The following is an 18,154-nucleotide window of genomic DNA, read 5'->3' as shown; positions in this document are numbered from 1 at the left end:
TCCCGCGCCCGCACAGCGACTGAACGGGTGCAGGCCGGCCATGTGCCGGCCTGGCGCGAAGCGGAGCATCATGGCGGCCTGTTTCCCCGTGGAGCCTGCCATGAAGACCATGTTGCTTGCCGCGGCACTTTGCCTGTCGCTGGCTTCCTGCGCCACCGCCGACCGCCTCTCCAGCAGCGACAAGCTCGCGCTGTACCGCGCCCACGCCGGCGAGCCGGTGCGTGATTTCCGCTATTTCGGCCAGCTCAACGGCTGGACCGAACTGGGCGACAGCGCGCTGGCGGTCTGGACCCGCCCTGCCGAGGCCTGGCTGCTCGAACTCGGTGGGCCATGCATGGACCTGGCCTACGCGCCGACGATCGGCGTGACCAACCACATGGGCACCGTCTCGGCGCGGTTCGACAGCGTCATCGTCTCCGGAGGCAGCATGGGCATGCGCGTTCCGTGCCGGATCCAGAGCATCCGTCCGCTCGACGTGAAGGCATTGAAGGCGTCCGAGCGCGAACTGCGCGAAGCGCGCGTGCAGGAGCGCGAGGCGGCGTCGCAGGAATAGCGCCGGTTCAGTCCTGCGCGTCGGGGGCGACGTAGCCGGCCGGTTTGTCGGCGCCGCCGGCGAACAGGAACTTGCGCAGTTCCTCTTCCAGGAAGGCGCGGTGCTTCGGATCGCGCGGCGACAGCCGGTTCTCGTTGATCAGCATGGTCTGGTGCGCCAGCCACGCGCTCCAGGCCTGCTTGCCGACGCCGGCGAAGATGCGCTGGCCGAGTTCGCCGGGGTAGGGCGCGAAATCCAGGCCTTCGGTTTCGCGTTGTTCGTACTGGCAGAAGACGGTGCGGGACATGCGGGATTCCTGGAAGACGGGGATGGCGCGGCTCAGAGGCCGTCGAGCAGCTTGCGGATGGGCGCAGGCAGGCCCAGCGAGGCCAGCGTCGGGCGCGATACCCAGCGCAGCGCGTCATTGTCGCGCACCGCGTCGCGCAGGGCGACCTTGCGCAGGCGCAGCGGCTGCAGGTGCAGCCGGTAGTGGCTGAAGGTGTGGACGATGGGCGGCAGTTGCTCGGCGCGGTCGTAGTGGCCGTGGATCTCGCGCTCGAACCATTCCTGCATCGCGGCGTCGGTATCGGCCTGCGGCAGCGTCCACAGCGAGGCCCAGATGCCCGTGGGCGGGCGCCGGTTGAGCAGGATCTCGCCGCGTTCGTTTTCCAGCAGCAGGGCCACGGCTTCGCGTTCGGGCAGGGTCTTGCCGGGCCTGGGCGTCGGCAACGAATCGACCAGGCCGTCGCGCAGGGCGACGCAGCCGGCCTGCAGCGGGCACAGCACGCACGCCGGCCTGGCGCGGGTGCACAGGGTGGCGCCGAAGTCCATCTGTGCCTGGGTGTAGTCGGCCAGGCGGCCTTCCGGGACATGCCGCAGGTGCTCGTCGGCGATGCCCCACAGCCGTTTTTCCACCGCCGGCGTGCCGGGATGGCCGGCAATGCCGTGGTAGCGGGCCAGCACCCGCTTGACGTTGCCGTCCAGGATCGCAAAGCGGTCGTTCCAGGCCTGGGCCAGGATCGCGCCGGCGGTGCTGCGGCCGATCCCGGGCAGCGCGTGCAGCGCCTCGAAGTCGCGCGGAAGATCGCCCTCGTGCAGCTCCACGCAGCGCCTGGCGGCGGCCTGCAGGTTGCGGGCGCGGGCGTAGTAGCCCAGCCCGGCCCACTGCGCCATCACCGCGTCGTTGTCGGCCACCGCCAGGTCCGGCAGGGTCGGGAACGCCTGCAGGAAGCGCTGGAAATACGGGACGACCGTGGCCACCTGGGTCTGCTGCAGCATGATCTCCGACAGCCACACCCGGTACGGCGTGCGCGGGTGCTGCCAGGGCAGGTCGTGGCGGCCATGCGCGTCGAACCATGCCAGCAGGCATTCGGCGAAGGTGTCGGGAGGCTGGCTCATGGCGGGCATCGGATGGTGGCAGCGACCGTGGGGGCGACGTCAGTCGCGACCGGGACTTTCCGGTAAAGCCCCGTCGCGACTGACGTCGCTCCTACAGGGGGCTCAGGCTTGCGCGCTGCCCAAGGCCTGCGGCAGCAGCGCGTCGACGAAGGCCTCGGCGTCGAACACGCGCAGGTCCTCCGGGCGTTCGCCGATGCCGGCGAAGCGGATCGGGATGCCGAACTCGCGCGCCAGCGCGAACACCACGCCGCCCTTGGCGGTGCCGTCGAGCTTGGTCACCACCAGCCCGGTGACGCCGACCGCGGCATGGAACTGGCGCAGCTGCGACAGCGCGTTCTGGCCGGTGGTGCCGTCGATCACCATCAGCACCTCGTGCGGCGCGGTCTCATCGATCTTGCCGAGCACGCGGCGGATCTTGCCCAGCTCGTTCATCAATCCGGTCTGGGTGTGCAGGCGGCCGGCGGTGTCGGCGATCAGCACCTCGGTGCCGCGGGCCTTGCCGGCCTGCAGGGCGTCGAAGGCGACCGAGGCGGCGTCGGCGTTCTGGCCCTGTGCGACCACGGTCACGCCGTTGCGTTCGCCCCAGATCTGCAGCTGCGCCACCGCGGCGGCGCGGAAGGTGTCGCCGGCGGCCAGCATCAGGCTGTGGCCCTGGTCCTTGAAGCGCTTGGCCAGCTTGCCGATGGTGGTGGTCTTGCCGACGCCGTTGACGCCGACGGTCAGCACCACGAACGGCCTGGCATCGCGGTCGATCACCAGCGGTTGCTCCACCGGCTGCAGCATCGCGACCAGGTCGGCGCGCAGGGCGGCCAGCAGCGCGTTGGCGTCGGCGAACTCGCGCGCCTTCATGCGCTTGCGCAGGTCCTCCACCAGTGCGGTGGTGGCCGGCATGCCGACGTCGGCGGTGATCAGCGCGGTCTCGATCTCGTCGAGCAGGTCGTCGTCGAGCTTGGGATTGCGCGAGAACAGGCCGCCGAAGCTGCGCGCGAAGCCGCTGTTGCGCAGGCGCTCGCGCCAGCCGACCTTGCCGGCCGGAGCCGCGGGCGCGGCGGTGGCGGGAATCAGCGCATCGTCGGCTGCCGCCTGCGGCGTGGCGGGCACGGTTTCAGGTACGGGGGCAGGAAGTTCCTCCGCCTCCTGGGCCGGAGCGGCCGGTTCCGGGAGCGCCACATCGCCGGACAGCGGCGTCTCGGCCGGGACGACCGGAGCATCCACCCCGGGTTCGGCCGCAGCATCCGCGGACGCCGGCTGCGGGAAGGCCGCGGCCAGTTCCTCGGCGCTGTAGTGCTGGGTCTTGGCGGCCTCGGGGGCGTCCTGGGGCTTCTTGCGGCGGAAAAAACTGAGCATTGGCAAAGGGCACTGGGGCAGGTGGACATGCTACCACCGGCGCCATCTTCGGCCGGTCGCAGCGGGTTAAAGTCGGCGCGTCGGCAGCCGATGTCATGGCATGAACGCGATTTTCCCGATTGCCGCTTCCGGCATGCGCGTGGCCGCGATGGGCATGCGGGTGGCGGCACACAACATTGCCGTGCAACCGGTGCGGCCCGTGGCGCCGCGGCAGGTGCTCACCGTCCAGGCCACGCCCGGCGGCGGCGCCACTGCACGGGTAGATACGGCGGAGAAGGCGCCGGACATGGCGGCCGAACGGATGGCGGCCAAGACTTATGAAGTAGCCTTCGCCGCCAATGCCGTGGTGATCCGGCGGGGCAACGAGATGCTGGGCAGCCTTTTCGATGCGTTTGCCTGACCACCCATCCTTTGTAGGAGCGACGTGAGTCGCGACCGGTGGCTTTCCCGGTGAAGCCCTGTCGCGACTCACGTCGCTCCCACGGAACGGAAAAGCTCCTCTCCGATCGGGGAGAGGAGCCTTGAGCATCAGGCCGACAGCTCCAGCAGCAGCTTGTTGAGCCGGCGCACGTAGGCGGCCGGGTCCTTCAGGCTGTCGCCGGCGGCCAGCGCGGCCTGGTCGAACAGCACCCGGCTGAGGTCGCCGAAGCGGGCCTCGTCGGTTTCGCCGTCGAGCTTGGCGATCAGCGGATGGGCCGGATTGAACTCGAACACCGGCTTGCTTTCCGGCACCTTCTGGCCGCTGGCTTCCAGTATCTGCCGCATCTGCAGGCCCAGGTCCTGCTCGCCGATGGCGAGGATGGCCGGCGAGTCGGTCAGCCGGTGCGACACCCGCACCTCGGCCACGTCGTCGCCGAGCGCGTCCTTGATGCGCGAGACCAGCTCCTGCTTGGCCTTGGCGGCCTCTTCCTGCGCCTTCCTGTCCTCTTCCGACTCCAGCTTGCCCAGGTCCAGGTCGCCGCGGGCGATGTCGACGAACGACTTGCCGTCGAACTCGGTCAGGTAGCCCATCAGCCACTCGTCGATGCGGTCGGTGAGCAGCAGCACCTCGATGCCCTTCTTGCGGAACACCTCCAGGTGCGGGCTGTCCTTGACCTGGGTGTGGCTCTCGCCGGTCAGGTAGTAGATCTTGTCCTGGCCTTCGACCATGCGGCCGAGGTAGTCGGCCAGCGCCACGCTCTGCTCGCCGCTGGCGTCATGGGTGGAAGCGAAGCGCAGCAGCCCGGCGACCTTCTCGCGGTTGCCGAAGTCCTCGGCCGGGCCTTCCTTCAGCACCTGGCCGAAGTTGTTCCAGAAGCCGGCGTATTCCGCGGGCTTGTCCTTGGCCAGCTTCTCCAGCATGTCCAGCGAGCGCTTGGTCAGCGCCGACTTCATCGAGTCGATCACCGGGCCGGACTGCAGGATCTCGCGCGAGACGTTCAGCGGCAGGTCGTTGGAATCGACCACGCCCTTGACGAAGCGCAGGTACAGCGGCAGGAACTGCTCGGCCTGGTCCATGATGAAGACGCGCTGCACGTACAGCTTCAGGCCCTTGGGCGCGTCGCGGTGGTACAGGTCGAACGGGGCGCGGCCGGGCACGTACAGCAGCGAGGTGTACTCCAGCTTGCCCTCGACCCGGTTGTGGCTCCACGCCAGCGGGTCCTGGTGGTCGTGGGCGATGTGCTTGTAGAACTCCCTGTATTCCTCGTCCGTGATTTCGGACTTGGGCCGGGTCCACAGCGCGTTGGCGCGGTTGACGGTTTCCCACTCCGGCTCGGCCGGCTTGTCGTCCTCGCCGTGGTGCTGCTTGACCAGTTCGATCGGCAGGCCGATGTGGTCGGAGTACTTCTTGACCAGGCTGCGCAGCTTCCAGCCGTCGGTGAAGCCTTCCTCGCCGTCCTTCAGGTACAGCACGATGCGGGTGCCGCGCCCGGGTTTGTCGATGGTGGCGACCTCGAACTCGCCTTCGCCCCTGCTGGACCAGTGCACGCCCTCGCTGGCCGGCAGCCCGGCGCGGCGGCTGTACACGTCCACCTGGTCGGCGACGATGAAGGCGCTGTAGAAGCCCACGCCGAACTGGCCGATCAGGTTGGCGTCCTTCTTCTGGTCGCCGGACAGCGCCTTGAGGAATTCGCCGGTGCCGGACTTGGCGATGGTGCCCAGGTGGGTCACCGCTTCGTCGCGGCTCATGCCGATGCCGTTGTCGTCGATGGTCAGGGTGCGCGCGGCCGGGTCGGCCTCGATGCGGATGCGCAGTTCGCCGCCGCCTTCCAGCAGTTCCGGCCGGGTCAGCGCCTCGAAGCGCAGCTTGTCGGCGGCATCGGCGGCATTGGACACCAGCTCGCGCAGGAAGATTTCCTTGTTCGAGTACAGCGAATGGATCATCAGGTGCAGCAGCTGCTTCACCTCGGTCTGGAAGCCCAGCGTCTCTTTGCGGGTTTCTGCATTCATCGGTCTGTCTTGCTCCGTGGCGGTCGGGCCGCAGGAAATCGCGGCACTGGGCAACGGGGTAGGGGTGAATGCCGGAATTTCAAGCCGTCCGGCGCGCCGGGCGTGGCCTGGTCTATCATTCCGCGCCCATTCCATGCGAGTCCGCAGGCAGCCGATGCCGCCGATTTCCCGCCATTCCCGTTCCTGCCGTCCGGCGGTGCCGGCATGAGCCGCGGCCCGCGCGGCGCTGGCGGCGGCGCCGGCCAGGTACGCATCGTCGGCGGCCGCTGGCGCAATACCCGCTTGCCGGTGCCCGATCTGCCCGGGTTGCGTCCGACCAGCGACCGCGTGCGCGAGACCCTGTTCAACTGGCTGATGCCCAAGCTGCCGGGCGCGCGGGTGCTGGACCTGTTCGCCGGCAGCGGCGCGCTGGGGTTGGAGGCGGTCTCGCGCGGCGCCGCCAACGCCTGCCTGGTGGAGCGCGACCCGGCGTTGGCGGGCAACCTGCGGCAGCTGGTGGAGCGGCTCGGCGCCGGCGCGCAGGTGCAGGTACTGGCCGACGACGCGCTGCGCTGGCTGGAAACCGCGCCCGCGGCCGCGGCCGACATCGCCTTCGTCGATCCGCCGTTCGCCGCCGGCCTCTGGCCGCAGGTGTTCGAGCGCCTGCCGCGGCACCTGGCCGCCGATGCCTGGCTGTACGTGGAGGCGCCGGCCGGGCACGCGCCGGTGCCGCCGGGCGAATGGTCGCTGCACCGCGAGGGCGCCACCCGCGACGTGCGCTATGCCCTGTATCGCCGCGCCGCTGCTACACTTTGCGGCGACCATCACGCGGTAACCCACGCATGACCTCGGCCAATCGCCGCATTGCCGTCTACCCAGGCACGTTCGACCCCATCACCAACGGTCACATCGACCTGGTGAACCGGGCCGCGCCGCTGTTCGAGAAGATCGTGGTGGGCGTGGCGCAGAGCCCCTCCAAGGGGCCGACGCTGCCGCTGGAACTGCGGGTATCGCTGGCGCGCGAAGCGCTGGCGCGGCACGACAACGTCGAGGTGGTGGGGTTCGACACGCTGCTGGCGCATTTCGTGCGCTCGGTGCAGGGCGGGGTGCTGCTGCGCGGCCTGCGCGCGGTGTCCGACTTCGAGTACGAATTCCAGATGGCGAGCATGAACCGCCACCTGATCCCGGAGGTCGAGACCCTGTTCCTGACCCCGGCCGAACAGCACAGCTTCATCTCGTCGTCGCTGGTGCGCGAGATCGCGCGGCTGGGCGGCGACGTGTCCGGCTTCGTGCCGGCAACGGTGCTGGAAGCGCTGCGCAAGGCCCGCGAAGCCAAGACGGGCAGCTGATAACCACGATTTCCTGAAAAACTTACAGAGGGAGGAGATTCCATGAAGAACACCATGCGGGTGATGTTTGTCGCATCGTTGGTACTGGCATTCGCGGCATGCAAGAAGGAAGAGGCCGCCCCGGTGGCCGACGCGCAGCAGGCGCTGGTCGCGCCGGCCAAGGACGACGATGCCGGCTGGCGCAAGTACCTGCAGGCGGTGGCCGTGCAGAACATGGGCAACATCAGCAACAGCCCGTTCCTGTACTACCTGCCGCCGGAGACCGACCCGGAGTTCGAGGCCAAGTACGAGCGCCAGGTGGAAAGCGCCACCGCCGCCGTCGGCCGCGGCATCCAGCCGGGCAACATGCTGGCGTTCGGTTCCTCGGCCTCGTCGAAGATGGCCGACATGATCGAATCCGTGTTCAAGGACGTGCAGGCCGACTCCATGAAGGGCGTGCGCGTGGTCTACATCGGCGAGGCCGCCGACAACGCCCGCGTGCAGACCATCGTGCAGCCGACCGGCGCCGATTACATCTTTGTCGAAGCCAAGTGACGTTTCCGCGCGTGGCCGCTCCGGCGGCCACGCCTTTGCGGAAGCGTCGTCCCCGCGAAGGCGGGGATCGCTTTTCGGCAGGACATCTTCAGTGGCCCTGTCATCCATGATTCTGGCGACAGGGCGCGAACAGCAAGAGCGATTCTCGCCCTGGCGGGAATGACGGCCGGAAATGTCCCTCAAAATCAACGAGCTGTGCGTCAACTGCGACGTTTGCGAGCCGGCCTGCCCGAACAAGGCCATCTCGATGGGCGAGACCATCTACGTCATCGACCCGGCGCGCTGTACCGAATGCGTGGGCCATTTCGACGAGCCGCAATGCGTGGTGGTGTGCCCGGTCGAATGCATCGACCCGGATCCCGACATTCCCGAAAGTCATGACGCGCTGCTGGCAAAGCTGCGCCGGCTGCAGCACGATCACCCCGAACTGTACGAACCGGAGTCCCCAGCCGAATGAAGCTGTTTGCGCGTAGTCTGCTGCTGGCGCTGTTGCTGGCCCCGGCGGCCTGGGCAGCCGAGGGCGAGCGTCCGCTGGCCAGCCGTCCCGATGGCGCCGCCATCGCCAGCGGCCACGAGCTGGCCACCCGGGCCGGCATGGAGATCCTGGACAAGGGCGGCAACGCCTTCGATGCCGCGGTGGCGGTGTCCTCGACGCTGGCGGTGGTCGAGCCGATCAGCTCCGGGCTGGGCGGCGGCGGCTTCTTCCTGCTGCACGATGCCCGCACCGGCAAGGACCTGATGCTGGACGCGCGCGAGACCGCGCCGGAATCGGCCACGCCGGAGCAGTTCCTGGACAAGGACGGCGGGCTGGACCGCGACCGTTCGGTCAACGGGCCGTGGTCGGCCGGCATTCCCGGCCTGCCGGCGGCGCTGGCGCAGTTGGCCGAGCAGCATGGCCGGCTGCCGCTGGCGATGTCGCTGGCGCCGGCGATCCGCGTCGCCAGCGAAGGCTTCCCGGTCTACGCGCGCATGGCCCGCGGCTATGCCGCGCGCCGCGAGGTGATGGAACGCTACCCCGGCACCCGCGAGGTCTACCTGCGCAACGGCCGGCCGATCGCCGAGGGCGACCTGTTCAAGCAGCCCGAGCTGGCGCACACCCTGCAACTGCTGGCCGACAAGGGCTTCGACGGCTTCTACCGCGGCGAGACCGCGCGCAAGCTGCTCAAGGGCGTAAAGCAGGCCGGCGGACGCTGGAGCGCCGAGGAACTGGCCGGCTACACGGTCAAGACCCGCGAGCCGATCGTGTTCGACTATCGCGGCTGGAAGATCACCACCGCACCGCCGCCATCGTCCGGCGGCATCGCGCTGGCGTCGATGCTGCAGATCCTCGAAGGCTGGGACCTGGCCGCGCTGGACGAAGCGCAGCGCACCCACCTGGTGGTCGAGGCGATGCGTCGTGCCTATCGCGACCGCACCTTCTTCCTCGGCGATCCGGACTTCGTCGACATCCCGCAGCGGGTGCTGACCAGCAAGGACTACGCCCAGGGCCTGCGTGCGACCATCCATCCGCAGAAGGCCACCCCCAGCGACCTGCTGTCGGGTCAACCGACGCCGCTGGAGGACGACGAGACCACCCACTTCTCGATCATCGACAGCGAAGGCAACCGCGTCGGCGGCACCCAGACGGTCAACCTGCTGTACGGCTCGGGGCTGATCCCGCCCGGCACCGGGGTGCTGCTCAACAACGAGATGGACGACTTCGCGCTCAAGCCGGGCACCCCCAACGCGTTCGGGGTGATGGGTTACGAGGCCAACGCGCCCAAGGCCGGCAAGCGCATGCTCAGCTCGATGACGCCCACCTTCATGGACAACGGCGAGAAGGTGGTGGTGATCGGCACCCCGGGCGGTAGCCGCATCATCACCATGGTGCTGCTGGGCATCCTCGGCTATGACGCCGGCCTGGACGCGCAGCAGGTGGCGGCCTTGCCGCGCTACCACCATCAGTGGCTGCCGGACGTAATCTCGGCCGAATCCGGGGCGTTCAGCCTGGAAGTGGCGCAACAGCTGCAGGCGATGGGGCACAAGGTCGACCTGCCGGGCGACAGCGCCGAGGGCGGGCGCGGTTCCAGCCATGTCTGGGGCAACCTGCAGACGGTGGAATGGGACCGGCGCAGCAATACCCTGAGCGGCGGCAGCGACCCGCGCAATCCGGTCGGCAGTGCCGAGGCAAGGGCGCTCGCGCCTCCCCGCTGAAGTCCGCATCGTCCGTGAGAATCCCGCCGCCCGGCGGGATTTTCCGTTTCACGGAACGGCATGGCGGAGAGCGGCCCGGCTTGCGAATATTTAACGCGGATTACGTAGAATTTTTCATATGAAACTATGGTCGATTCGGGGCAATACCCAAAAACTCGACGGCGGCGCGATGTTCGGCAACGCGCCCAAGGCACTGTGGCAGAAGTGGGCGCCGGCTGACGATCTGAACCGGATCGAGCTGGCATGCCGCGCCCTGCTGGCCAGCCCGCTCGGCGGCAAGACGGTGCTGTTCGAAACCGGAATCGGCGCGTTTTTCGAACCGAAGCTGCGCGAACGCTATGGCGTGCAAGAGCCGCGGCACGTGCTGATCGAATCGCTGCGCGAGGCCGGCTTCGAGCACGAGGACATCGACGTGGTGGTGCTCAGCCACCTGCATTTCGACCATGCCGGCGGCCTGCTGGCGCCGTGGTCGGAAGGGCGTGCGCCGGAACTGCTGTTTCCCAATGCCACCTTCGTGGTCGGCGCCGAGCACTGGGAACGCGCCCGCCATCCGCACCCGCGCGACCGCGCCAGCTTCATCCCGGAACTGCCCGGGCTGCTGGAGGCCAGCGGCAGGCTGGAAGTGGTGGACGGCGAGTATTCGCAGGCACTGGGCGAGTCGGTGCGTTTCAGCTTCAGCGATGGCCACACGCCGGGGCTGATGCTGGCCGAGATCGTCGGCCCGGAGCGTATCGAAGGCCAGGCGCGCGGCGGCGTGGTGTTCTGCGCCGACCTGATCCCCGGCCGTTCCTGGGTGCACGTGCCGATCACCATGGGCTACGACCGCAACGCCGAATTGCTGATCGACGAGAAGCGCCGTTTCCTGGAAGACAAGCTGGCGCGCAACGTGCACCTGTTCTTCACCCACGACCCGGAGTGCGCGCTGGCGCAGGTCACGCGCGACGAGAAGGGCCGGTTCGGCACCACCCATGAGCTGGGCGAACTGAAGGCGCGGCCGCTGGCGGCGTGAAATCGATCCGCGGTGTGGAGCGGCGCCTGCTCCGCTGCCTTCCGGGAAGCCTGCAGCCGAGCAAGCTCGGCTCTACGCGTGCTCCCACAACCCGATCGCCGGCACCGCCGTAGAGCGGAGCTTGCTCCGCTGCCTTCCGGGGAGCCCGCAGCCGAGCAAGCTCGGCTCTACGTGTGCCCGTACAACCCGATTGCCGGCACGGCCGTAGAGCGGAGCTTGCTCCGCTGCCTTCCGGGAAGCCTGCAGCCGAGCAAGCTCGGCTCTACGCGTGCTCCCACAACCCGATCGCCGGCACCGCCGTAGAGCGGAGCTTGCTCCGCTGCCTTCCGGGAAGCCCGCAGCCGAGCAAGCTCGGCTCTACGTAGGCGGTTTCCGACAGGATGGGGTGGAGGAACCCGATTTTCGCGCAAGCCATGCGCCGGTACGGTTCGGACCATGTCCAGCCCACGTCTTCTTCATGGACGCAATTCCCGGATCGGTGCGCTGTACGCAGTCACCACGGTGGTGTTGAACCGGCAGTCCATGTTCACGCAGCACGGTTGCGCCTGTGCCGTGGCCGGCGAGCTGGCGCGGATCGAGACAGAGGGACGGGCGCGCAACCTGGCATGGGTGGTGATGCCGGATCACGTGCACTGGCTGTTCGAATTGAGAACAGACGATCTGAGTCGATGCGTGCAGGCGTTCAAGTCGCGCTCGGCACGTGCGGTCAATCTGGTTCGGGGCACGTCCGGTACGGTCTGGCAGGCCGGTTTCTACGATCACTGTCTGCGCGGAGACGAGGATCTCATCGGGCAGGCGCGCTACATCGTCTGCAACCCCTTGCGCAGTGGGCTTGTCGACGCCCTGGCTGACCATCCCTATTGGTACTGCCCATGGATCAGCACCGAAGCCGACCTGTAGAGCGGAGCTCGCTCCGCTGCCTTCCGGGAAGCCTGCAGCCGAGCAAGCTCGGCTCTACGGGTCCCCCCACGACCCGATTGCCGCTGCCGCGGTAGAGCGGAGCTTGCTCCGCTGCCTTCCGGAAAGTCTTCAGCCGAGCAAGCTCGGCTCTACGGGGGGTGGGGCTCAGTCGATGCGGGTGCCGAAGATGCGGTCGCCAGCATCGCCCAGGCCGGGCAGGATGTAGCCCTTGTCGTTGAGGCGGTCGTCGATCGCGGCGGTGTAGACCTCCACGTCCGGATGCGCTGCTTCCAGCGCCTTCAGGCCTTCGGGCGCGGCCACCAGGAAGACGCCCTTGATGCGGTGCGCGCCGGCGCGCTTGAGCATGTCGATGGTGGCGATCAGGGTGCCGCCGGTGGCCAGCATCGGGTCCAGGATCAGCGCGTCGCGCTCTTCCAGGCGCCCGGTCAGGCGTTCGAAGTAGGGCACCGGCTGCAGCGTCTCCTCGTCGCGCTGCAGGCCGACGACGCTGACGCGCGCGGCCGGGATCAGCGCCAGCACGCCGCTGAGCATGCCCAGCCCGGCGCGCAGGATCGGCACCACGGTGATCTTGGCCCCGGCGATGCGCTGCACCTGCACCGGTCCGGCCCAGCCGGGCTGGGTATGGGCCTCGGTCTCCAGGTCGGCGGTGGCCTCGTAGGCCAGCAGCGTGCCCAGTTCGTTGACCAGTTCGCGGAAATCCTTGGTGCTCAGCGTGGCGTTGCGCAGCAGGCCGATCTTGTGCTGGACCAGGGGGTGACGGACTTCGACGATTTTCATGCGGGTGTGCCGGGAGGGTGTCCGCATAGCTTAAACGAAGCCTTTCCGGGCGATGCGGCGGTCGCTGCCGGTCCTGCACCCCGGGGCCGGATGGCGGCGGCCCCGGGATGCATCGCGGCGGTTCAGAACTCGTAGCGTACGCCCGCCAGCCAGGAGCGGCCGAAGCTCTCCATTTCCAGCACCCGGCTGCGCTGGCCCTGGAAGCGGATCTGGCGGTTGTCGTTGATGTTGTTGATCTCGCCGAACAGGCGCCAGTTCTTCGTCAGCGCGTAGTTGATGGAGAAATCCAGACTGGCGCGGTCGGCCCAGTAGATGTTCAGTTCCGGCGATTCCACGTCGAACGACTGGATGAACCTGGAGCGGTAGTTGTAGGCCAGGCGGGTGTTCAGGCCGTACTTGTCGTAGGTCAGGGCGATGTTGTAGTTGGTGCGCGAGGTGCCCGGAAGCTCGGTCTTGCCCTCGCCGAACGGAAGGTCGGCGCGGGACTTGGCATAGGTGTAGTTGCCATAGATGCCGAGGCCGTCGAACGGCGCCGGGAGGAAGTCGAAGGTCTGCTGCCAGGCCAGTTCGAGCCCGTGCACCTGGCCGCTCTTGCCGTTCTCCGGACGGGTCACCTGGCGGCTGCGGCCGTCGCCGATGCTCTCGGAGTGGCTGGCGACGAACAACGGATCCTCGATGCGCTTGTAGAACGCGGCCACCGAGAGCAGGCCCAGCGGGCGCAGGTAGTGCTCGTAGGACAGGCCCAGGTTGTGGGCGTAGGCCGCCTTGACGTCCGGGTTGCCCTCGCTGACCGGCGAGGTCTCCAGCTCGCCGATGGTGCGGTAGGGCGCGGTGTGCATGAAGTCGGGGCGGTTGATGCCGGTGGAGTACGAGGCGCGCAGGATCCGGTCCGGATCGATTTCGTAGCGGAAGTGCAGGCTGGGAAGGATGTCGCCATAGTCGCGGCTGGCGCGCAGCAGCTGTGCCTGCTCGGTGTCGGTGTTGAACTGGATCGCCTCGCCCTCTGCACGGGTGCGCTCGTAGCGCAGGCCGGTGATCATCGTCAGCCTGTCCCAGGTCGCGTCCAGGCGCACGTAGGTCGCGTAGATGTCTTCCTTGGCGCTGTAGTCGCCGCTGAGCGAGTCGGGGATCAGCCGCTGGTAGTCGTCGCTGTCCCTGAGCGGGCCGGTGTACTTGTCGAAGATGTCGCGGCAGAACCGGCGTCCGGCCAGGAAGTAGCCGAAATTGTTGGAGACGCCGTCGCACATCATGTCGGACATGGTGATGCCGAGCGTTTCGAAATCCGCGGCCGAACCGTTGCGGTAACGCTCGTCGTCGAAGAACTTGTCGCGCAGGCGCGCACGCGCGCCGAACCTGATCTCGCCCTCGGTGCCGAACAGCGGCAGGGCGCGCTGGGCATCGACGCGCAGGCCGGTCTCCTTTTCCTCGCCGTATTCGTAGCGGTCGTTCAGGCGGCGGAACGCGAACCAGCTCTCCGGCAGGTCGACGCCGGTGGCCGGTGCGTCGGTGCGGTCGAGGATGGTCCAGGTGGGGAAATCGTGGTTGCCGTAGTCGTAGTCCATCTTCGGGCGCACGCCGGAGCGGAAGATGTACTGCGAGCGCGGCTCGGTCTCCTTGGTCGCCTTGCTGTGGGAGGCCTGCCAGTTGATCTGCCAGTCGCCGCTGGTGTGGTCGCCGCCGAGGTTGAAGGTGCGGATGTTCTTGTCGTAGGTGCGCTCGCGCAGTTCCTTGTCGAAGGTGGCGCGGACGTTGCCGGTGGTCTGGTCCGAGTCCGCGGTGTGCTGGTCCATCGCGATGATGAGGTTGTCGCGGAACTCGTGGTCCTTGAAGCGCGAGTCGGAGGCGACGAAGTACAGCAGGTTGCCCGGGTCGATGCGGAAGTCGAAGCGGCCGGTGACGCCGGTGCGGGTACGGGTGCCCTCGTAGTCCTTGATCTGCACCTCGGTGGGCATGACGCGGCCGTCGTCGAAGCGCTCGTACAGCGTTTCCACGTTGTCGGTGAAGCGTCCCTGCTTGCTGTACGAGCCGGAGATCAGCACGCCGATGTTGCCGTCCTGGCCGAAGCGGTTGCCGAGGGTGGCGTTGTAGCGTTCGTTGTCGCCATTGCCGAGTTCGTAGCGGCCGGCGCCGGCCGAGGCGCGCAGGGTCATGCCGCTGCGGTCCAGCGCGCTCTGGGTGCGGATGTTGATGTTGCCGGCGATGGCGTCGCCGTCCATGTCCGGGGTGAGGGCCTTGGTGACCTCCAGCGCCGCGATCACGTCCGAGGGGATGGTGTCCAGCTCCACGCCGCGCGAGGTCGAGTCGGGATTGGCCAGCTGCACGCCGTCGATGGTGACGGTGGTGAATTCCTTGGGCGCGCCGCGCACGGTCACGTAGCGGCCTTCGCCCTGGTCGCGCTCGATCGACACGCCGGCGATGCGCTGGGTCGATTCGGCGATGTTGTTGTCCGGGAACTGGCCCAGCAGGTCGGCCGAGACGACATTGACGTAGTTGGTCGACGTGCGCTGCTGGTTCAATGCCATCGCCTGGGCGTCGCGGGTGGCGCGCACGTCGACGCGGTCGATTTCGACCGCGTCGCTGGAGACGGTGGTGCTGCGCAGGGTGATCTCCACGCGCAGGCCGCGGCTGGCGCCGACTTCGATCTCCATTTCCTGCGGCTGGTAGCCGATATAGTCCACCTGCAGGCGATGGCGCCCGGGCGACACGTTGGCGATGCGGAAGCTGCCGTCGCGCTGGGTGACGACCTGGGTGCCGTTCAGGGTCACCCGCGCGCCGTCCAGATAGACGCCGCGCGAGGCTTCCTTGATCCGGCCGATGACGGTGCCGGCGGTTCCTTCCTCGGTGACGCTCGATTGCGGGGATTGGGCCTGCGCAGGCAGGCTGTACGACAACGCGAGCGCGTAGGCGATCGCGGTGGCGACCAGGGAGTGTTTGAGGTTCATCTGGAGACTCTTGCGGGCGTGAGAAATCGGGGTGACGGGCTGCGCGCCGCGTTCACCATCCGCAAGACCTTGAGTCAGAACTGTTGCAGAAAGATGAAGCCGCATGACCGTGAGCCGATGCATCGCGCTGTCATGTGACTGCAACGTGACATCGACAGGCTTGTGCGCTTCCTGTCTTCCCGATGCAGAGTGATCGCCACATGTCGTCCAGACCATTGTTGTTTCCGGTTGCCGTAGCCCTCCTGCTTTCGGCGTGCTCGGCGCGTACTCCGGATGCGGCTCCGGCAACGGCGCGGAGCGGCGTGTCCCAGGCGTCGACCGGGCGCGCCGTGGCCGTGGTCGCCGAGGCGTTCGCGACACCGATGACGCCGGCCGACAACATCGATTCGCCTGCCAGCTGGCATGGGCCCGACGGGCAGGTGTGGCTGATCGCCACTGCCAAGGCCACCGACAGACTGGTGGTGTACGACGGCCAGGACGGCACGCTGCTGCGCGAGGTCGGCGGCACGGGGACGGCAGCGGGTCGCTTCGACCGTCCCAACGGCATCGCGGTGGTCGACGACCTGCTGCTGGTGGTCGAGCGCGACAACCATCGGGTGCAGGTGCTGCAACTGCCGGGTTTCGAGCCGCTGGGCACGTTCGCGGCCGACGACCTGCGCAAGCCGTACGGGCTGTGGGTGAACAAGCTGGCCGATGGCTACGACGTCTACGTCACCGATTCCTACGACGATGGCGAGGACGCGCAGGGCAACGACATCCTGCCGCCGCTGGAGAAGCTGGACCAGCGCGTGCGCCGCTACCGGATGCGGGTATCCGATGGCGCGGCGCGGGCGACGCTGGTGGCCAGCATCGGCGACACCACGCCGGCCGGTGCGCTGAGGGTGGTCGAGTCGATCTGGGGCGATCCGGCCAACGACCGCCTGCTGATCGCCGAGGAGGACGAGAGCTACGCCAACGAGTTCAAGGTCTACACCCTGGAAGGGCGCTTCACCGGCACCACCTTCGGCGGCGATGCGCTGCAGGCGCAGGCTGAGGGCGTGATGCTGCGCACCTGCGGCGAGGACGGCTGGTGGATCACCACCGAGCAGGGCAGGCAACGCAGCGTGTTCCATCTGTTCGACCGGCGCACGCTCGCCCATGTGGGCGCCTTCAGCGGCGGGACCGTGGCCAACACCGACGGCATCTGGATCGCCCGGCAGCCATCGCCGCGCTTCCCGCAGGGCGCGCTGTACGCGGTGCACGACGACCAGGGCGTGGTCGCCTTCGACTGGCGCGACATCGCCGCGGCACTGTCGCTGCCGGCGGAGTGCGGGCAATGACGGCGGTGCGCTGGTTGTACCCGGCGACCCTGCTGCTGGCGCTGGCCACCGCCGGCAACGCGGTGGCCGCAGCGGCCGCGGCCGAGCCCAATACCCAGGTCCCGGCCGGCAGCCGCCACTACGCCGCCACCGGTTTCCCGGACCGCATCGTCGCCTCGCCGGCGCAGGACGCGGCACACGGTTTCGCGGTGGCCTGGCGTACCGATACGCAGGTCTCGGCGCCGCTGCTGGAAATCGTGGTGGCCGGCGACTCGCCGGACCTGGGGACGCCACGCCGGCTCGCCGCGGCGACCCGCACGCTGGAGACCGAGAACGGCCGTTCGCACCACCACCGTGTGGACGTCGACGGGCTGCAGCCGGACACGCTGTACGCCTGGCGCGTGCAGGGCGCCGGCACCTGGAGCGCCTGGCACCAGCTGCGCACCGCGGCCGCGGCGGACCAGCCGCTGACCCTGCTGTACTTCGGCGATACCCAGAACAAGAACCTGAGCCATGTCTCGCGGGTGATCCGCCAGGGCTGGCGGACGGCGCCGGATGCGCGGCTGGCCTTGTTCGCCGGCGATCTGGTCAGCGGCGGCGACGGCGTCGACGACAGCGAATGGGGCGAGTGGTTCGCCGCCGGCGGCTGGCTGCTGCAGGACCTGGCGGTGGCGCCGGCGGTCGGCAACCACGAGTACTTCGAGGAGTTCGAGGACACCCCGCAGGAGCGGCGGGTGCTGGGCCGGCACTGGCCGGTGAGCTTCGCCCTGCCGCGCAACGGCGCCGACGCCGCACCGGACACCAGTTACTGGTTCGACTACCAGGGCGTGCGCATCGCCGTGCTCGACGGCACCTCGGCGCTGGACCTGGGCACGGCGCACGCGCAGGCGCAGTGGCTGGACGCGGTGCTGGACGGCAACCCGCATCCGTGGAGCATCGTGCTGGTGCACCAGCCGTTCTATTCGCCGCGCGCCGACCGCGACAACGTCGAACTGGTCGAGCAGCTGCTGCCGGTGGTGCGCAGGCACCGGGTGGATCTGGTGCTGCAGGGCCACGACCATACCTACGGCCGCCGCGGCGAGGGCCAGGCCGCTGCCCCGCAGTTCGTGGTGACGGTGGCCGGACCGAAGCAGTACCGGCTGTCCGACGAGGCGCGTCGCAGCATGCGTCCGGTGGGCGAGGACACCCAGCTGTTCCAGGTGCTGCGGATCGACCCGCAGCGCCTGCGCTACGAGGCGCGCACCGTCACCGGCCGGCTGTACGACGCCTTCGAGCTGCATCGCGACAGCGATGGCGGCAAGCAACTGCACGAAATCACCGAAGGGCGCATTGCCACGCGCGACTGCGCACGCGCGGCCACGCCGAAGGGACGCAGCGACCGCTGCTGGGAATGACCGTGACCAATCATCGCCGGGCAACTGCGCCCGGCAGGGGAGAATATCGAC

The 18,154-nt window shown here is 68.5% G+C and carries 17 protein-coding genes; 11 read left to right on the top strand and 6 right to left on the bottom strand.

The features are described from left to right. The first annotated feature begins 100 nt into the window (after positions 1 to 100). Positions 101 to 553: a DUF6491 family protein gene (locus OK345_RS15185; protein WP_265128843.1), complete on the top strand. Its 453-nt coding sequence runs from the start codon at positions 101 to 103 to the stop codon at positions 551 to 553. Positions 554 to 560: 7 nt separating this feature from the next. Here OK345_RS15185 and OK345_RS15180 read toward each other — a convergent pair whose 3' ends face one another. From OK345_RS15180 to ftsY, 3 genes are all read right to left on the bottom strand, one after another. After that, entirely contained in the window at positions 561 to 839 is a 279-nt protein-coding gene (locus OK345_RS15180; RefSeq protein WP_265128841.1) for an oxidative damage protection protein, read from the bottom strand. Positions 840 to 871: 32 nt separating this feature from the next. Next, positions 872 to 1,930 (bottom strand): A/G-specific adenine glycosylase, encoded by a 1,059-nt coding sequence (gene mutY, locus OK345_RS15175; RefSeq protein ID WP_265128840.1) that lies wholly within the window; start codon positions 1,928 to 1,930, stop codon positions 872 to 874. A gap of 102 nt (positions 1,931 to 2,032) precedes the next feature. Continuing rightward, positions 2,033 to 3,277, bottom strand: a complete 1,245-nt coding sequence (gene ftsY / locus OK345_RS15170; protein ID WP_265128838.1) for a signal recognition particle-docking protein FtsY — start codon at positions 3,275 to 3,277, stop codon at positions 2,033 to 2,035. A 100-nt stretch (positions 3,278 to 3,377) separates the two neighbouring features. On the opposite strand from ftsY, the gene OK345_RS15165 reads away from it, so the two are divergent. After that, positions 3,378 to 3,677, top strand: a complete 300-nt coding sequence (locus OK345_RS15165) for a hypothetical protein (RefSeq protein WP_265128837.1) — start codon at positions 3,378 to 3,380, stop codon at positions 3,675 to 3,677. Positions 3,678 to 3,805: 128 nt separating this feature from the next. On the opposite strand, the gene htpG is transcribed toward OK345_RS15165, so the two are convergent. Beyond that, positions 3,806 to 5,707 (bottom strand): molecular chaperone HtpG, encoded by a 1,902-nt coding sequence (htpG, locus tag OK345_RS15160; protein WP_265128836.1) that lies wholly within the window; start codon positions 5,705 to 5,707, stop codon positions 3,806 to 3,808. A gap of 204 nt (positions 5,708 to 5,911) precedes the next feature. Between htpG and rsmD the strand changes: the two genes are divergently transcribed. The 7 genes from rsmD to OK345_RS15125 all read left to right on the top strand — a co-directional run bounded on the left by rsmD (position 5,912) and on the right by OK345_RS15125 (position 11,671). Further along, on the top strand, positions 5,912 to 6,532 hold the full coding sequence (gene rsmD, locus OK345_RS15155) for a 16S rRNA (guanine(966)-N(2))-methyltransferase RsmD (RefSeq protein WP_265128834.1): 621 nt from the start codon (positions 5,912 to 5,914) through the stop codon (positions 6,530 to 6,532). Then, positions 6,529 to 7,035 carry a pantetheine-phosphate adenylyltransferase gene (coaD, locus tag OK345_RS15150; protein ID WP_265128832.1) on the top strand — a complete coding sequence of 169 codons (507 nt, stop codon included), beginning with the start codon at positions 6,529 to 6,531 and terminating at the stop codon, positions 7,033 to 7,035. The genes rsmD and coaD overlap by 4 nt, the downstream gene beginning before the upstream one ends. Positions 7,036 to 7,077: 42 nt before the next feature. After that, positions 7,078 to 7,569, top strand: a complete 492-nt coding sequence (locus OK345_RS15145) for a hypothetical protein (RefSeq protein ID WP_265128831.1) — start codon at positions 7,078 to 7,080, stop codon at positions 7,567 to 7,569. 172 nt (positions 7,570 to 7,741) lie between these two features. Further along, on the top strand, positions 7,742 to 8,026 hold the full coding sequence (locus OK345_RS15140) for a YfhL family 4Fe-4S dicluster ferredoxin (RefSeq protein ID WP_265128829.1): 285 nt from the start codon (positions 7,742 to 7,744) through the stop codon (positions 8,024 to 8,026). Beyond that, positions 8,023 to 9,762, top strand: a complete 1,740-nt coding sequence (ggt, locus tag OK345_RS15135; protein WP_265128828.1) for a gamma-glutamyltransferase — start codon at positions 8,023 to 8,025, stop codon at positions 9,760 to 9,762. The genes OK345_RS15140 and ggt overlap by 4 nt, the downstream gene beginning before the upstream one ends. 118 nt (positions 9,763 to 9,880) lie before the next feature. Further along, positions 9,881 to 10,771 (top strand): MBL fold metallo-hydrolase, encoded by an 891-nt coding sequence (locus tag OK345_RS15130; protein WP_265128826.1) that lies wholly within the window; start codon positions 9,881 to 9,883, stop codon positions 10,769 to 10,771. 435 nt (positions 10,772 to 11,206) lie between these two features. Then, positions 11,207 to 11,671 (top strand): REP-associated tyrosine transposase, encoded by a 465-nt coding sequence (locus tag OK345_RS15125; RefSeq protein WP_265128825.1) that lies wholly within the window; start codon positions 11,207 to 11,209, stop codon positions 11,669 to 11,671. A 165-nt stretch (positions 11,672 to 11,836) separates the two neighbouring features. On the opposite strand, the gene upp is transcribed toward OK345_RS15125, so the two are convergent. Together upp and OK345_RS15115 are read right to left on the bottom strand one after the other, a co-directional pair. Continuing rightward, positions 11,837 to 12,469: a uracil phosphoribosyltransferase gene (gene upp, locus OK345_RS15120; RefSeq protein WP_265128823.1), complete on the bottom strand. Its 633-nt coding sequence runs from the start codon at positions 12,467 to 12,469 to the stop codon at positions 11,837 to 11,839. 122 nt (positions 12,470 to 12,591) lie between these two features. Next, positions 12,592 to 15,411 carry a TonB-dependent receptor gene (locus tag OK345_RS15115; RefSeq protein WP_265128821.1) on the bottom strand — a complete coding sequence of 940 codons (2,820 nt, stop codon included), beginning with the start codon at positions 15,409 to 15,411 and terminating at the stop codon, positions 12,592 to 12,594. Positions 15,412 to 15,593: 182 nt separating this feature from the next. Between OK345_RS15115 and OK345_RS15110 the strand changes: the two genes are divergently transcribed. After that, the gene (locus OK345_RS15110; protein WP_425510977.1) at positions 15,594 to 16,730 is read left to right on the top strand and encodes an NHL repeat-containing protein; all 1,137 of its coding nucleotides are present in this window, start codon (positions 15,594 to 15,596) and stop codon (positions 16,728 to 16,730) included. Further along, positions 16,727 to 18,103 (top strand): purple acid phosphatase family protein, encoded by a 1,377-nt coding sequence (locus tag OK345_RS15105; protein ID WP_265128819.1) that lies wholly within the window; start codon positions 16,727 to 16,729, stop codon positions 18,101 to 18,103. Before OK345_RS15110 ends, OK345_RS15105 begins: the two co-directional genes overlap by 4 nt. Positions 18,104 to 18,154: the final 51 nt, after the last annotated feature.

Origin of the sequence: Xanthomonas chitinilytica (assembly GCF_026107455.2) — a bacterium.
Classification (GTDB): domain Bacteria; phylum Pseudomonadota; class Gammaproteobacteria; order Xanthomonadales; family Xanthomonadaceae; genus Stenotrophomonas; species Stenotrophomonas chitinilytica.
Note: the sequence above shows the minus strand (reverse complement) of the source record. Positions and strands in the feature narration are given on the sequence as shown.

Excerpts from the sequence above, each read along its gene's own strand:
- OK345_RS15185 (WP_265128843.1), top strand. The coding sequence starts at position 101 with ATGAAGACCATGTTGCTTGCCGCGGCACTTTGCCTGTCGCTGGCTTCC.
- OK345_RS15180 (WP_265128841.1), bottom strand. The coding sequence starts at position 839 with ATGTCCCGCACCGTCTTCTGCCAGTACGAACAACGCGAAACCGAAGGC.
- mutY (WP_265128840.1), bottom strand. The coding sequence starts at position 1,930 with ATGAGCCAGCCTCCCGACACCTTCGCCGAATGCCTGCTGGCATGGTTC.
- ftsY (WP_265128838.1), bottom strand. The coding sequence starts at position 3,277 with ATGCTCAGTTTTTTCCGCCGCAAGAAGCCCCAGGACGCCCCCGAGGCC.
- OK345_RS15165 (WP_265128837.1), top strand. The coding sequence starts at position 3,378 with ATGAACGCGATTTTCCCGATTGCCGCTTCCGGCATGCGCGTGGCCGCG.
- htpG (WP_265128836.1), bottom strand. The coding sequence starts at position 5,707 with ATGAATGCAGAAACCCGCAAAGAGACGCTGGGCTTCCAGACCGAGGTG.
- rsmD (WP_265128834.1), top strand. The coding sequence starts at position 5,912 with ATGAGCCGCGGCCCGCGCGGCGCTGGCGGCGGCGCCGGCCAGGTACGC.
- coaD (WP_265128832.1), top strand. The coding sequence starts at position 6,529 with ATGACCTCGGCCAATCGCCGCATTGCCGTCTACCCAGGCACGTTCGAC.
- OK345_RS15145 (WP_265128831.1), top strand. The coding sequence starts at position 7,078 with ATGAAGAACACCATGCGGGTGATGTTTGTCGCATCGTTGGTACTGGCA.
- OK345_RS15140 (WP_265128829.1), top strand. The coding sequence starts at position 7,742 with ATGTCCCTCAAAATCAACGAGCTGTGCGTCAACTGCGACGTTTGCGAG.
- ggt (WP_265128828.1), top strand. The coding sequence starts at position 8,023 with ATGAAGCTGTTTGCGCGTAGTCTGCTGCTGGCGCTGTTGCTGGCCCCG.
- OK345_RS15130 (WP_265128826.1), top strand. The coding sequence starts at position 9,881 with ATGAAACTATGGTCGATTCGGGGCAATACCCAAAAACTCGACGGCGGC.
- OK345_RS15125 (WP_265128825.1), top strand. The coding sequence starts at position 11,207 with ATGTCCAGCCCACGTCTTCTTCATGGACGCAATTCCCGGATCGGTGCG.
- upp (WP_265128823.1), bottom strand. The coding sequence starts at position 12,469 with ATGAAAATCGTCGAAGTCCGTCACCCCCTGGTCCAGCACAAGATCGGC.
- OK345_RS15115 (WP_265128821.1), bottom strand. The coding sequence starts at position 15,411 with ATGAACCTCAAACACTCCCTGGTCGCCACCGCGATCGCCTACGCGCTC.
- OK345_RS15110 (WP_425510977.1), top strand. The coding sequence starts at position 15,594 with ATGCAGAGTGATCGCCACATGTCGTCCAGACCATTGTTGTTTCCGGTT.
- OK345_RS15105 (WP_265128819.1), top strand. The coding sequence starts at position 16,727 with ATGACGGCGGTGCGCTGGTTGTACCCGGCGACCCTGCTGCTGGCGCTG.